Source organism: Arthrobacter sp. NPDC090010 (genome assembly GCF_044748305.1).
Taxonomy (GTDB): Bacteria; Actinomycetota; Actinomycetes; order Actinomycetales; family Micrococcaceae; genus Arthrobacter_E.
The window spans coordinates 247,846-261,710 of record NZ_JBIVFT010000004.1 but is presented as its reverse complement, the minus strand read 5'-3'; the positions used below and the strand labels follow the sequence as shown (position 1 = coordinate 261,710).

General features: G+C 65.1%; 17 protein-coding genes. 16 read left to right on the top strand and 1 reads right to left on the bottom strand.

The features are described 5' to 3' along the window. The first annotated feature begins 5 nt into the window (after nt 1–5). The 5 genes from ACIPXZ_RS08855 (at nt 6) to ACIPXZ_RS08835 (ending at nt 2,700) form a co-directional block, all read left to right on the top strand. Nucleotides 6–392 carry a hypothetical protein gene (locus ACIPXZ_RS08855; RefSeq protein ID WP_400592576.1) on the top strand — a complete coding sequence of 129 codons (387 nt, stop codon included), beginning with the start codon at nt 6–8 and terminating at the stop codon, nt 390–392. Continuing rightward, nucleotides 386–1,570 carry a DNA translocase FtsK gene (locus ACIPXZ_RS08850; RefSeq protein ID WP_400592573.1) on the top strand — a complete coding sequence of 395 codons (1,185 nt, stop codon included), beginning with the start codon at nt 386–388 and terminating at the stop codon, nt 1,568–1,570. Before ACIPXZ_RS08855 ends, ACIPXZ_RS08850 begins: the two co-directional genes overlap by 7 nt. Next, complete coding sequence (locus tag ACIPXZ_RS08845; RefSeq protein ID WP_400592570.1) at nt 1,567–2,043, top strand: hypothetical protein; 477 nt, start codon at nt 1,567–1,569, stop codon at nt 2,041–2,043. Before ACIPXZ_RS08850 ends, ACIPXZ_RS08845 begins: the two co-directional genes overlap by 4 nt. Continuing rightward, the gene (locus ACIPXZ_RS08840) at nt 2,040–2,228 is read left to right on the top strand and encodes a hypothetical protein (RefSeq protein ID WP_400592568.1); all 189 of its coding nucleotides are present in this window, start codon (nt 2,040–2,042) and stop codon (nt 2,226–2,228) included. The genes ACIPXZ_RS08845 and ACIPXZ_RS08840 overlap by 4 nt, the downstream gene beginning before the upstream one ends. A 67-nt stretch (nt 2,229–2,295) precedes the next feature. Next, the gene (locus ACIPXZ_RS08835; RefSeq protein WP_400592565.1) at nt 2,296–2,700 is read left to right on the top strand and encodes a hypothetical protein; all 405 of its coding nucleotides are present in this window, start codon (nt 2,296–2,298) and stop codon (nt 2,698–2,700) included. A 213-nt stretch (nt 2,701–2,913) separates the two neighbouring features. Here ACIPXZ_RS08835 and ACIPXZ_RS08830 read toward each other — a convergent pair whose 3' ends face one another. Further along, nucleotides 2,914–3,714 (bottom strand): hypothetical protein, encoded by an 801-nt coding sequence (locus tag ACIPXZ_RS08830; RefSeq protein ID WP_400592563.1) that lies wholly within the window; start codon nt 3,712–3,714, stop codon nt 2,914–2,916. Between the two features lie 245 nt (nt 3,715–3,959). Here ACIPXZ_RS08830 and ACIPXZ_RS08825 point away from each other — a divergent pair, with 245 nt between their 5' ends. The 11 genes from ACIPXZ_RS08825 (at nt 3,960) to ACIPXZ_RS08775 (ending at nt 13,864) form a co-directional block, all read left to right on the top strand. After that, nucleotides 3,960–5,159, top strand: a complete 1,200-nt coding sequence (locus tag ACIPXZ_RS08825; RefSeq protein WP_400592561.1) for a hypothetical protein — start codon at nt 3,960–3,962, stop codon at nt 5,157–5,159. Nucleotides 5,160–5,162: 3 nt separating this feature from the next. Beyond that, a complete protein-coding gene (locus ACIPXZ_RS08820) occupies nt 5,163–5,945 on the top strand; it encodes a hypothetical protein (RefSeq protein WP_400592558.1) in 783 nt (260 codons plus the stop codon). A gap of 299 nt (nt 5,946–6,244) precedes the next feature. After that, nucleotides 6,245–6,550 (top strand): hypothetical protein, encoded by a 306-nt coding sequence (locus tag ACIPXZ_RS08815; RefSeq protein WP_400592555.1) that lies wholly within the window; start codon nt 6,245–6,247, stop codon nt 6,548–6,550. A 162-nt stretch (nt 6,551–6,712) separates the two neighbouring features. Further along, a complete protein-coding gene (locus tag ACIPXZ_RS08810) occupies nt 6,713–7,108 on the top strand; it encodes a hypothetical protein (protein ID WP_400592553.1) in 396 nt (131 codons plus the stop codon). Then, nucleotides 7,105–7,449, top strand: a complete 345-nt coding sequence (locus ACIPXZ_RS08805) for a hypothetical protein (protein ID WP_400592551.1) — start codon at nt 7,105–7,107, stop codon at nt 7,447–7,449. Before ACIPXZ_RS08810 ends, ACIPXZ_RS08805 begins: the two co-directional genes overlap by 4 nt. Before the next feature lie 181 nt (nt 7,450–7,630). Beyond that, the gene (locus ACIPXZ_RS08800; RefSeq protein WP_400592547.1) at nt 7,631–8,266 is read left to right on the top strand and encodes a P27 family phage terminase small subunit; all 636 of its coding nucleotides are present in this window, start codon (nt 7,631–7,633) and stop codon (nt 8,264–8,266) included. After that, entirely contained in the window at nt 8,250–9,977 is a 1,728-nt protein-coding gene (locus ACIPXZ_RS08795) for a hypothetical protein (RefSeq protein WP_400592544.1), read from the top strand. Before ACIPXZ_RS08800 ends, ACIPXZ_RS08795 begins: the two co-directional genes overlap by 17 nt. A gap of 20 nt (nt 9,978–9,997) precedes the next feature. Beyond that, the gene (locus ACIPXZ_RS08790; RefSeq protein WP_400592541.1) at nt 9,998–11,344 is read left to right on the top strand and encodes a DUF935 family protein; all 1,347 of its coding nucleotides are present in this window, start codon (nt 9,998–10,000) and stop codon (nt 11,342–11,344) included. After that, nucleotides 11,313–12,578: a head maturation protease, ClpP-related gene (locus ACIPXZ_RS08785; protein WP_400592538.1), complete on the top strand. Its 1,266-nt coding sequence runs from the start codon at nt 11,313–11,315 to the stop codon at nt 12,576–12,578. The genes ACIPXZ_RS08790 and ACIPXZ_RS08785 overlap by 32 nt, the downstream gene beginning before the upstream one ends. Nucleotide 12,579: 1 nt before the next feature. Then, a complete protein-coding gene (locus tag ACIPXZ_RS08780) occupies nt 12,580–12,942 on the top strand; it encodes a DUF2190 family protein (RefSeq protein WP_400592535.1) in 363 nt (120 codons plus the stop codon). A 13-nt stretch (nt 12,943–12,955) separates the two neighbouring features. Further along, nucleotides 12,956–13,864 carry a hypothetical protein gene (locus ACIPXZ_RS08775; protein WP_400592533.1) on the top strand — a complete coding sequence of 303 codons (909 nt, stop codon included), beginning with the start codon at nt 12,956–12,958 and terminating at the stop codon, nt 13,862–13,864. The last annotated feature ends 1 nt before the right edge of the window (nt 13,865 follow it).

Sequence of the window (13,865 nt, the reverse complement as noted above, 5' to 3'; positions counted from 1 at the left end):
ACCCAATGACTGAGATCGAAGTGATTCACACGACGAAGAGCACAACAATCGAGGTCCGCTCCATCGAGCTGATGCGGCGACATCTGCGGCCGTTCACTCGGACGGAGAAACAGCGTGGTCAGACCCTCCACCCACTGCGCTTGTACCCCCGCGCCGGCGTGCGCTCTGCCATCCCGGACGAGACGCACGCGCTCGACCCGGAACCCTACAGACGCTGGTGGAAGGTCGTGATCTGGACGTCGCCAACGACTTGCTTCCACGTTGGCCACGAGACCCTCTGGTTTCACGACATGGAGAAGGCGATCCGGAGGGCCCAGGAAGTCGTGGACAAGATCAGGACCTCGAGGCTGGACCCGTACGGCAGCCCCATCGAATTCATCTGGGAGTGGTGACGGCCATGTCGAAGAACCTGCAATTCATGGTCGGCACGGACGACTTTCGTGCCGCGCTCACCTCGGTGATTCCGCATGCCGACAAGGACACGCCCGGCGTCGATGTCATTCACTTCACCTTGACCGATCGCAACCTCTACGTTGTCGCGACGAACCGTGTGACCGCTGGCCTCGCCGCCGTATCTGCATGGGGAATCGAGGGCTTGACGGGAGAGTTCAACGGCGCCGACTCGTTCAACATGCCCCCGACCTTGGCGTCGGAGATAGCTGCGTTGTTCCGCGGCAAGTCGAAGAAGGACCAGGAGGACATCATGTCCGAGCTGATGATCACCGTCAACGACGAGTTCATCGAGGTCCAGGACGTGGGCGGGCTCTTCCCGGGTAAGGAGTTGAAAGAACCTCTTGCGTCTACGGACGGGCCATTCCCGCTCCCGTGGGGCCGGTTGATTTCTTCGGCGCTACTGGACGACCAGACCCTCCCGGAGCAGGTCGTGGCCAGTGGCCCGAACCTGAAGCTCTTCACCACGGCCGCCGCTTCCTACTCGAAGCCCCTTGTAGTCACGCCCACGAACGTGGCCAACCGGTTCCTGATCGCGTGTGGAGACTCGTTCCTGGGAATCCTGTTTGGCATCCGCATGGACCTCGACGACGCGACGAACCCGGCCCGCGAAATCCAAGCCGCCCATCAGGGGTGGGTGGACCGGATCAGTGACTTCGTCGAGGGCGGACCCGAGCCGCGCGATAGCGCAGGGGCCAGCGGGGACGAGTCCCGGGCATTCTTCGAGGCGATGGAGGACGCCGCCGCGGAGGCCCGGGCCAAGGGCATTGACGTCACGGTGAATCGCCTGCCCGGCTTCGTCCGCGCCAGCACCTCACCGACCGCCGCGATGGTCCCGGTCCAGGACGCCTCAGCAGACGACGCCGAGATCCTCGCCGCGGCCATTGAGCTCGTAGTCACTACACAGTTCGCCTCGACCACGATGCTTCAGCGCAAACTCCGCATTGGCTTCGCCAAGGCCCAGCGCTTAGTCGAACTCATGGAAGGCCACGGCGTCATTGCCAGCACTGCGGAGCCAGGAAAGGCACGCGACGTCCTCATCAAGCCCGAACAGCTGAAGGAAGCCCTCACGGCATACAGCGGCAAGACCACGAAACGAACACTGGAGGTAGTCCGATGAACAACCAGGAACGCCGCGCCCGCGCCGCAGCAGAAGCGATCCGAGCCGCCCTCAACGAAGGCATCACCTTCACACAACACGACGACTTCGCCACGCCAATCGCCACCGCAGCGCTCGCAGCCGCTGACACCGTGGACGAGCTCCGCCAGTCCGGGCATGTCCTCGAGCTCAGCAAGGCCGGATGGACAATCCAGCACCCGGCCGCATGCCGCCCGAACCTCCTCGACTGCGTCGTAAACCGCCGCATCCAGGAAATCCCGCATGCGCAGTTCGGACCCAGACAGTTCGCGGAGGGCCGATACATTGCCGAGGTCACTGACGGGATCCTCCGGATCGCGCCGCTCCCGGTATCCCCGGACTGCCGCGCCGGCAACCACCACAAATGCGACTTCCGCGCCAGGGACCTGATCAACGACATCGTCCGAGACTGCGCGTGCACCTGCCACGACCCAGCCGGGGCGGTAGCGGCATGAACGACAACACGCCACCGATCGCACCAATCGCCACGGTCACCCTCCGCGCTCGCGACTCGTCGGGCCTGACTCTCGCCGACATGGAGCGTTTCGTCGAACAAGCCAAGAACGCGGGAGCCGACAAAACGACCACGGTCAAGGCCGTCGTCGGATTCAAAGGACAGATCCGTTCGATCACAGCCTGAGCGGTCCGAAGCCAGGATTCCCGGGCTGCCGGGCCAGCAAGACATCGAGCAGACCAAGGAGAAGATCATGAAGTCATTGACGTTGAAGGCCCCGTGGGGATGGGCGATCATCCACGCGGGGAAGGACATAGAGAACCGGACGTGGGCGACCCGTCACCGCGGGACGATATGGGTTCATACCGGCCAGGGCGAGGACTCCAGCGCGTTCGAGGCACCCGCGATCAAGGAAGCGCTCCTGAGAGCCCCGGAGCGGACACAGGGCCATTGGTTCTTGCGGGGCTTCGTGCTCGGCGAGGTCGACGTCGTTGACGTGCATCACGCAGAGGAGTGCCGGAAGCCCGACGGCTCCTTGTGCAGTCCGTGGGCGGAGAACGACCAGTACCACTGGCGACTCAAGAACCCGCGCGCGTTCGCCTGCCCGTTCCCGGAAGTCGGGAAGCAGGGACTGTGGGAAGCGCCGGTGAACCGATGAGTCGCCACTACAGGCCCGAGCCAGCCACGATCCAGCTCGCGGAGTCTGCGTTCAGCCTGGCTCGCCGTGGGATTGGCCCGTTCACCGTCCTTTGGGAAGGCGGGGAATGATGCGTGGTTTCGCGTGCTTGTCTCTCAGTTGCCAGTCGTATGGACCTGAGTCAGGGCCGGCGATCACGTTTTCGGGAAGGGTGTTTGCGGATGCCACACATAGCTACTGTTCGTCCGCGAAGTCGATTGCGGCTTTGACGGCCATCCCTTCTTTCCACCCATATCTGAATAGAACGTCGGATATCGAGCCTGACGCATTGGAGATTCGTTCGAGCGCCGTTGCTTTACGCTCCGGTCCAGCAGCATCCCATCCTGCCAACTGCGCCACGATGATTGAGAGTCGCAAGTTGATATTGTCCCGGTCCGCGTCGTTGAGTTGGGGGCTGATGCCCACGCGGAAGAGGGCTGTCGTAACTGCCATCATGTCGGCCGCAATTGCAGCAAGGATCTTCACCTGGTCAGCACCCGACAGGAAGATACGGGAGCAGTGTGTGAAGGTGGTTTGCAGTTCGTGGATCCGGGCGTCGTCAATCAGCTCGCCAACCTTGATTGATGCGACGGCCACGGTGAGATCGCTGATCGCGTCGAAGACACGATCGTCGAGACGCTGCTTGGCTGCAGCCTCCTGGGCCCGTTCGAATTGCAGTCGCTGCTCGTCTTGGGCCCGTTCGAATTGCAGTCGCTGCTCTTTGCGTGCCTGCTCGAATTGCTTCTGTTGTGACGAGAGGGTTGCGACGAGGACTCCGACAGCGGCAACAGCGCCAACGACTGCTCCAAGAACTCCGGAGAGTAGCCCGCCCCATTGTTTCTTGGAGAAGCCGAGGACAGGGTCTCCTACCATCTCATCAATCCGGGCGCCCCGCGCGTTGAAGTCCAGCAACGTAGCCAGAACTACGGCCACGGCGAGAACGATTCCTGAAAGCCACCAGAACCATGAAGGTACGCGAGTTGAGTTCTCATCCACGCTCGAATTTCACCACAAAAGCACCTGCTGGCCGAACCGGCGCCGCGCCTTCGACATTCCGAGCAGTGCCTACCGATGGGCTCCCGAAACCGGGATCGGAGGTGAGAGCGATGGGGGATGAGTTCCCTGATGTCAGCCATTTGCTGACGGAACGGCCCCGGATCACGACGTGCGAGAGTTGCGGCGGTGCGGTCCGGGCAACCGAGGAATGCGAATGTAGCGATTAGCGAAAGAAGGACGACACAGTGCCATGGCTCAAGCAGAGCGACGCTGCCGCTAACCATCCCATCGTCCTGACCGCTCACGAGCTGCCAGACGCTGACGACCGGATCCTGAACGAGTTGTTCGGATACGTCGCTCGGTGCGCCACCCAGTCGGCAGCCTTTGAGCAGGACTACATCGTTACCCTCGGCACCGCCCGCCATATGGCCGGCTCCCACTCCCGGTTCGTAGCTCTCTCCTCCGCAGCTCAGCGCTGCGGGTACTGGATCGAGACAACGATCGACGGTGAGGGCGGTGAGCGCCGTCAGGTATTCAAGCTGGTCGAGGACAACGATCTGTTCCACATGATCTTGAAGGCTGAGAGGGAGTGGACGAATCAGCGCAAGCGGGACGCCCGGGACCCGAAGAAGACGGTTCCGGTCCGGCTACGTGACGGAGACGCCTGCCGATACTGCGGGAAGACGGTGTCTTGGACCGACCGGACCTCGGGCCGTGCAGGGTCATATGACCACGCGGTTCCCGGTGACGAGGCGACCATCGCGACCTACGTGGTGTGCTGCAAGGAGTGCAACGGCCGCCGACAGAACGACCCCGACCGGACCTGGAGTACCCTCCAAGCGCCGGGCGAACCGTTGTACGGGCCGGAGACGGTCAAGTTCCTGGCGAAGCACGGCGTGACCGTGACGCCGTCCTACGAGAGGTCTCCTCGCAAGGCTGAGAGCTCTGCGGAGGTGGACGAGGCAACGGCACCTTCCGGCCCGCCCGCCACCGCGGCCCCATCCACGCGGGTCGAGACATCGCCTTCGGAACAGTCCGGGCCTCCCGCTTGGGCCGTTGAGACTCCCGGCCCTGTGGTCGATCGCCAGAGCGCAGATCCCCAGGCCTCGGCGAAGTCTCCGGCCCCGAACCAGGCGCCTGGCACTGATTCGCAGGGCGCACCCGATTCGGACCTGCCGGGTCCAGCTAGGACGCGGCTAGGTCAGAGGTCTCCCGGAGCAAGCCGCGTCGGGTCGGGACGGGACGGGATAGGTCAGGACAGCTCAGGTAGGGACGGGACTGAAGCCCAGCTCTTGCCCCCTCCTGCCCGACGTAAGCGCCCGAGAAGAAGGTCCAGGGGGAAGAACACCAGGCCTGCTCAGCAGGCCGTCAACGGGGAGTACTTGGCTGCTCTCTGTGATGACCACAACGAAGCTATGCCGTGTTCACGGTGCAAGGAGGAATGACCAGTGGGAACGATCAATCCAACCGGCCTGTGCGTGAACCCCGTGCACAGCGAGCCGCTCATGGCCGAGCCGGGGACGTGGCTGTGCGGATGGTGCACGGACACCCTGCGGTCTCGGTGCCGGGACCTGGCGAACATGTGGCCCGTGTTCGAGGCGGCACTCCACCCGGTGGCCGGGCCGCAGGAGGCGGGCTCTCGTGCGACGCGCACCGCGGCCCCGCTGCCGCTGAACGCCGACGTCGTGGATCTGATGACCTTGGCTCGGGACAAGGTACGACCTATCACGGCGGAAATCGTTGAACGGCGTCTGGCTGAAGAGTTCGCGAAGCCGGAGAAGGAGCGCCGGACGTCGGGCCTGCGCATCGTTGACGAGTCCACCCCCGGGCTTCTGGAATGGATCTCGGCGTGGCAGTTGTCCTGGGTGGTGTCGTGGCGGGACGAGTCCTTGGTGCTGGGTGTCTGGGATGACGTGGCAGAGATTTGGCGTGCGGCGCGTCCGTACACGCGGGAGGCGACGGTCCACCTGGAGGAGATGGCCTGGCAGTGCATCGTGCAGCGCCATGGGCCGGATGGGTTGACCCGATGCGAGGGCAAGTTACTGAGGGCCATCCATTCTCAGGCCGGTCAGGAGACGGACGTTAGATGCAGCGTGGACAAGTCCCACCGTTGGCCGGCGGCCGAGTGGCTTCACCTCCTTGACCGGGTTCAGATCCTCGGAGCCTCTGCGGCCCGGGCGCGAGCCAAGGATGCAAAGGGCAGGTCATCTCGAGGCGGTGACGCGGCGTGAAGTGGATGACTATCCAGGAGGTGATGTTGATGACCGGATGGAGCAAGCAGTACGTCAGCAACCGGGCCAGCAAAGACCAGTGGAGAGCCCAGGGCACTCGCCCTCAGCGATGGGCACAGCCTGACGTTGTGGCGTCCTACCGCCACGGACGCGGCCGGGCGGAGCGCAGGCTGTTGAATCTGGTCCGACGCTCGTGTTAAGTTAGCTCTTGATGGTGGTGTTCTGCACCCAGGGAAGCCCCGGACTCATGGAGTCTGGGGCTTTCTCGTGCCCACCGTTCGCCGGGAGGTGAGGGCGATGTGACCCATGACAACGGTCTGAGCATCCCGGCGTGGACCGGTCGCCGCCGTGCTGAAGCGTTGGCCAGGGTCAAGGCAGACGGTGTCAAGCGCCGCTTGCCGTGCGTCATCTGCGACCAGCGGATCGATTACGGTCTTGTCTATCCGCATCCTTACTCGTGCAGCGTCCAGCATCTGAGGTCCCAGGCAAGGTTCCCGGCGCTTCGTTGGGAGCCGTCGAACTGGGCGCCCGCTCATCTCGAGTGCAACCAATCGGCAGGTGTCAACGCGCCGGAAGACCTCGGAGTCATGTCGAACGACTGGTGAGAGGACGAGACGCCGAGGGCGGGGTGCCGGAAAAAATCCAGCACCCCATTCACTGGCCAGTCTCCGGGCACCCCGTCCTCTCCCCCCGGGAAAATTGGGCGCTGACGTGCGGTTTCGTTGAAAATGGCGGTGAAAACGGACCCGCCTGATGGGCGGTGAACCATGCACGACCGCCCGGCCCTCCGACTCATCGCATCTGAGGGCACGATTCGCGGGACCACCCGTGAGACCGGGATTTCTCGGAATGCCATTCGCCGCGCGCTCGACCCGGACGCCCGGGATCGCTACTACCGCGCTTCCGTCGCGGAAGCCTCGGAAGCCGCGATTGCCGACGTTCTCGCCGACTATCCGGCGATGACCGTCTCCGACATCGCCGTGCTGATCGACTGGCAGCACTCCCGCCGCCACCTTTCAGACATCGTCGCCCGCCTCCGGCCCGCGGTCATCGCGGACCGTGTGCACGTCGGTCTCCTTGCGCTCGCCGATATCAAGGTCGGCACCATGGCCGCGCATGACATCGAATGCAAGACCCTTGACCCACCGGAGGTGATCGCGTGAGACAGCAACACATTGACCAAGCAATCTCGCATGGCCTCGCCGGGCGCTCCGTCGCGGTGTTCGGAGAGACGCACGGCGCAGCCCAGGCCGAGGCGGCCCAGATCATCGCCGCCACACCTACTGAACACGCCACGCGGATCAGCCGCCAAAACGGGAACCACTACATCGAGTTCAGCTCAGGCGGCAAGGTTAGGTTCTACTCCACCAACCCCAACACACGCGGCCTTCGCGGCCTCCTGATCGACACCGCGTTCGTCCCGTCATCGACTGAACGGTCGTTCCTGGACAGCCTCGACCGCAACCGCCGCGCCTCATCGAACATTGAGTTCGTCCACTACTAGCACACAGCCCGTGTGCCCGACACGCTCGGAGGTTCGCTGTGACGCGCAAGTACGAGGAACCGGAAGCGAACTGGGACGACGTCGTGAACGCGTTCGCTGCCCAGGGTGACGTCGAGCTCATGGAGTGGCAGCGCGAGATCCTGACGGCCGCGCTCGGACGTAACAGAGTGGAGGTGGCGCCGTGTCGAACAACGAAGTCTCAGGCGTCGAGCCGCCGGAACGGGTTCCTGCCGACGTCGCCGTCGTGTGGCGAGAGATCGTCGCCGCAAACGACCTTGCCGGACGGGTAGACCGTGCAGCACTGGAGACCTTCGCCACTCTGATTGCCCGGATGCGCGCCGCGCGCTCGCAGGTGGATCGTGAGGGCATGGTCGTCAAGGACGGCCGCGGCCGTGTGGTCCCGCACCCGGCACTGCTGATCGAGCGGCAGTGCGCGGATGCCGTGCGTCAGTGGGGTGATCGCTTCGCGCCGCTGGTGAAGCCGCGGCGCCGCAGCGGATATGTGGCGGACGCGACGGCGGCGGCGATCGTTGCGGCCCCGCACCTGAATTTGAAGAAGTACGCCGGCGCGGTGGCCGTGCTGAAGACTCTGGCATGGATGATCGATGAGGCGCAGCGCGAGTCGATGGATGCGCTGCAGAAGGCTATGAGCACGACGGTGCCGGTCTATCTGAAGGCCGCCGCGGATCTCCAGCTCACCCCGGCTTCGATCCCTTCGCCGAAGGCCCGGGCCGAGGCGTCTGAACCGAAGCCTGGCAGTGGCAAGGCCGGAAAGGTCATCAGCATGCAGGAGCGGGCCAATGGCCGCACCGGCTAAGCGGAAGCCTAAGGAGCGGGAGCCGTTCTTCGGGTACGAGACGCCGAGGATCTGGACGCCGCCTTTGAGGCCGTTGGAGCCACGGACGGCTGCGACGGAGCAGCACACGCTGGGGTATCAGGTGATCGACTTCGCTACGGACATCCTGGAAGTTACCCTCTACCCGTGGCAGCGGTGGCTTCTGATCCACATGCTGGAGCTGACCGAGGACGGGGCGCTGCGCTTCCAGGTCGTCGTGGTGCTGGTTGCCCGGCAGAACGGTAAGTCCATGCTGTCCCAGGTTCTGGCCTTGTGGTTCATGATGATGAAGGGCTGGGAGAGCGTGCTGGGCACGGCCCAGGACCTGGAGACCGCGGAAGACATCTGGCAGGGTGCCGTCGAGATCATCGAGGACGACGAAGAGCTCAAGACCTTTCTTCGCAAGGTGTCCAATACCAACGGCAAGAAATTCCTTGAGCTGACCAACGGCAGCAAGTACAAGGTCAAGGCAGCCAACCGCAAAGCGGGCCGCGGACTGCACGGGAACCTCATCATGCTCGACGAGCTGCGCGAGCAGCAGAACTGGGACGCCTGGGGTGCGATCACAAAGACCACCCGGGCCCAGTTGGAGAAGCTGATCTTCTGCCTGTCCAACGCTGGCGACGCCACCTCCGTGGTGCTCCGATATTTGCGGCGCATGGCGCACGAAGTACTCGGTGACCCGGACGGCATCTGCCAGGACATGGGCGAGACGGGCCCGACTGCGCTGGAGCTCGCCGACATCGAGGATGTCGACGTCGACGAGATCGACGAGGACGATTTCGATGACTTCGAGCAGGATCCCGAGACCTTGGCGATTTTCGAATGGTCTGCGGCCCCGAACAAGGACAAGCGGGACCGGGAGGGCTGGAAGCAGTCCAACCCGAGCGCGGGTTGGAACCCTGCTCTGACTGAGCAGCAGATTGCCTCCGAGTGCAGGACCGACCCGGAATGGGTGTTTCGTATCGAGGTGCTCTGTCAGTGGTCTGACGGTGGCATGACCGGCCCGTTCCCTCCGGGGGCGTGGGAGAAGGGTAAGAACGTCCCCGTGGAACGCGAGGACGGGACGCAGGCCGTGACCGAGGCTGACCGGCTCGTTGGGCCTGTGGTCGTAGGCCTGCACCAGTCACTGGACCGGAGGCAAACGTTCGTCGCCTTCGGAGGACACCGCGTCGACGGGACGCACCAGATCGAGATCGTGGCCATGCGCCGAGGCTCGGCTTGGGTCAAGGACTGGCTGATGGACCCGAAGCGCCGGCACCGCATCATCGCGGTGACGGGCCAGGCCAAGGGCGCCCCGGTCTCACCGCTGATTGCTGACCTCACCGCCGACAGGGAGTTCGATATCCCGGTCACGGAGTGGATGGGCACAGACCTGACGACGGCGTGGGCTGAGGTCCTCGACGCTGTCCGGGACGCCACGGTCCGTCACAACCCGCAACCGGTGTTGGACTTGGCCGCTGCGAACGCGGTGGAGAAGGTCTTCAGCGGCGGTGCGAAGCTCCCCGACCAGAAAGCTTCACCAGTGGAAATCGCGTCCCTGCTCGCCTTCACCGCGGCACTGTGGCTCCTGGGACACCAGCCACCGCCACCGCAGCCTCCTCCGCCACCGCCGCAGGCGCTGGCACCCGATACCGCCCCTGGCCTCGGCGCGCTCGCCGCGGTGGGGAACATTCAGAGCGTCGGCTTCTGAACTGACTCGAGGGGAGGGCAATGGCTGAGAGTAACGCCGTCCCGGTGGGCGAGAAGGGCTACCAGGCTGACGTCGGGCCATGGGGTCTGGATGATGAGTTGGAGAAGACACCGGAGCTGCAATGGCCCCGGAACATCGAGGTGTACGACGCGATGCGCCGCCAGGACGCGCAGGTCGTTTCGGTTCTCAGGGCTGTGACGTTGCCGATCCGGCGAACGACGTGGCGGATCGACCCGGCCGGGTGTAAGCCCGAGGTGGCCCAAATGGTCGCCGAGGACCTCGGCCTGCCCTTGCTGGGGCAGGAGGCCGTGGACACGCGCCGGACTAAGGGTCGGTTCTCCTGGGATGAGCATCTGCGCATGGCGTTGCTGATGCTGACCTTCGGACACAGCTTCTTCGAGCAGGTCTATCAGATCGACGACACGGGACGGGCCCGTCTCCGGAAGCTGGCATGGCGGCCACCACGGACGATCTCCAGGATCGAGGTAGCAGCGGACGGGGGCCTCGTCGCGATCGAACAGGACGGCATCAGCGGCAAGGATGCCCCACGGATCCCCGTGGATCGCCTCGTCGCGTACGTCGCGGACCGGGAGGGCGGGAACTGGTTGGGCCAGTCGCTCCTGCGCCCGGCCTACAAGTTCTGGCTGTTGAAGGACCGGCTCTTGCGCGTGCAGGCCCAGACCGTCGACCGCAACGGCATGGGCGTGCCAATCTATGAAGCCGCGCCCTTGCCTGACGGCTCGACGATGAACGCCGATGAGGCGAAGCGTCGCCAGAAGGAAGAAATAGAGCACGGCCTGCAACTGGCCAAGGGCTTCCGTTCTGGAGACGCGGCAGGAGCGGCGATCCCGAACGGTGCGAAGCTCGAGCTTGCTGGCGTGAAGGGCCAACTGCCGGACGCGACGGAACCGATCCGTTACTACGACGAGCAGATCGCCCGCGCCGTCCTCGCGCACTTCCTGAACCTCGGCACTGAGACCGGATCTTGGGCGCTCGGCTCCACCTTCGCGGACTTCTTCACCATGTCTCTGCAGACCGTTGGCAAGACCATCGCGGACACCACGACACAGCACGTCGTGGAAGACATGGTCGACCTGAACTTCGGTCCGGACGAACCGGCCCCGAAGATCGTCTTCGATGAGATCGGCGCACGCCACCCGGCCACGGCCGAGGCGATCCGGGCGCTCCTGCAGTACGGGGCCATCCGCGCCGACGACGAACTGGAGAAGCACCTGCGCCAGACCTACGGCCTCCCGGCCCCTGACCCGACCACCGCCCGGGAAACCCCGGCACCGGCACCGACAGCGGAGCCGGACCCCCAGAGAGGAGGAGCCGGTGTTCCGGACCCGTCACGCCATCAACGCTAAGACCGACGGCAGCCAGAAGAAGTGGTTCCGCATGGAATCCACCCCAGCCAACGACTCCGCCGACGTCTACATCTACGACGCCATCGGTGGGTGGTTTGGTGTCGAGGCCAGTTGGTTCGTCCAGGACCTCAACGATTTGGACGTCTCCACCATCAACCTCTACGTCAACTCCCCGGGCGGGGACGTCTATGACGGCCTGGCCATCATGAACGCGCTCTCCCGCCACAAGGCCAAGGTCGTTGCCACTGTCGACGGCCTGGCCGCCTCGGCCGCGTCCTACATCATCCAGGCCGCCGACGAGATCGTCATGGGTCACGGCGCCGAGCTGATGATCCACGACGCATGGTCCGGCGGCGTCGGAGACGCCGAATTCCTCCGCTCCATCGCCGATGACCTCGACCGGCTCTCCCAGACCATCGCCGGGATCTACGCCCAGCGCACCGGAGGAGAAACCACCACCTGGCGCGAGGCCATGCACGCCGAGACCTGGTACAGCGCCGAGGAGGCCGTCAGTGCAGGCCTCGCCGACCGCGTCGCCCAGCTGCCCCAGCGCGGCGGCGACACCACATCGGGCAATTCCTTCGACATGAAGGTCTTCGCCCACGCCGGCCGCGCCGCGGCCCCGGCCCCCTACATCCCACCGGGCGCTCACCGCCGCGGTGGCCTGGACCTCGCCATCGGCGGGACAGCCCAGGATGTCAGCGCTGGGACCGAGCCGGTCACAGCTCACACCCCACAGGAAGGAGCAACCGACATGGCGTCGGACGCTTTCATGAAGGGGCTCCGCGAACGGCTCGGTATCCCGGCCGACTCGGAGCTCAGCGAGGACCAGATCCTCGAAGCCGTCGACGAAGCGCTGGAGGAGGTCGAGGAGGAGACCGAAACCTCCACGCCCGTCACGGCGCCCGCCGAGGGAACAGTCGTCGTGGATGAGGACAGCTACCGCGAACTGCAGGCGCAAGCGCGGGAGGGCCGCGAGGCCCGCCAGGAGCAGCTGACCACCCGCCGCGAGGCCGCAGTCGATGCCGCCGTCCAGGACGGTCGCATCGCCCCGGCCCGCCGTGAACACTGGCTGAACACCATCGCGGCTGACCCCGGGATGGAGCAGGTCCTCAACGGCCTGGAGAAGGGTCTGGTCGTCCCGCTCGAACCTAACGGATACACCGGCGGGGTCGACGAGGCGGCTGATGAGTCCACCTACAACCGCATCTTCCCCAAGACGAAGGAGGCCTGAGATGGGAATCCAGTATCTGCCCAAGTACCGCCCGGGCGACACGGTCACGTTCGTGGCCGGCGCTGCCGTCACGGCAGGACAGCCTGTCGAGCTCGGCGCGACTGACCGGGCTGTGGTCCCAGCCGCCGCGGCATCCGTGAAGGTCGTGGGCATCCCCGGCCATGACGCGGCCGTCGGCGAGCACGTCACCGTCGAACTCGGCAAGCCCGTGCACATCCTGGCCGCCTCCGGCGCGATTGCCCGCGGGACGAAGGTCGAGGCCGCAGGCTCCGGCAAGGTCCGCACGGCCACGACCGGCACGGCCCTTGGCCTGGCCATCACCACGGCGGCCGACGGCGCCCTGGTCGAGATCATCTGGTTCTGAGAAAGGAGACCCAGTGCAGACGTACCCGTACACCCCGAGCCAGCTCGGGAACGCCACCGTGGCAGAGCTGCTCGCGTTCGTAAAGAACCCGGCGCTACTGGCCCGGCGTCTGGGGGAGATTCTCTCCGCCCAGCAGTTCATCGGCAACTTCCTGCTGTCCGGCCGCTACCAGGTCCAGGGCGGCGCGATCGCGGTGCCGACGAATGAAAAGATCCGCACCGAGCGCGGTGCCGAGTCCGTGGCACCGGGCGCCGAGTACAAGCTCACGCCGATGAGTGCCGAGCAGTACACCATCTACACCTCGACCAAGCGCGGACTCGCGACCGAGGTCACGGACGAAGAGGTCGGCCGGTCCCTCCGCCAGCCCATCGATGAGGCCATGCTGTTCCTGCAGACGGAGCTGGTATTCGATGCCAACGAGCTCGCCCTTGGAGTGATCCAGTCCTCGGTCACTCAGACGCTCGCCGCCGGCGCGCCATGGACCACGGGCAAGCAGATCCTCAAGGACGCTCTGCGCGCCCAGGCCCAGGTCCGCAAGCTGAAGCTGGGCTACAGCCTGGACACCGTGGTGCTCTCCGCCGACGACTACGCCGAGATCATCCCGGAGCTTCTCGACATCCTCCCGGACAACGACACGACCGCCCAGACGGGCGCGTTCCCGGTCATCGCCGGACTGACATGGATCTCCAGCGACGATGACGAGTTCGTCAACCCGCTGTTCGTGGACCGTCGCCGCCTCGGCGGCATTGCCCGCGAGAAGATCCCCTCCCCGGAGTACAAGCCGGTCGGCACCGATACGGGTGTGGAGATCGCTTCCTTCCGCCAGGAAGCGGACAAGTCCCGCATCCAGGCACGGAACCCGCACGTGCCCGTCGTGACGAACCCGCTCTCCGGGCTCGTCGTCACCGGAACGGGGCTCTGAT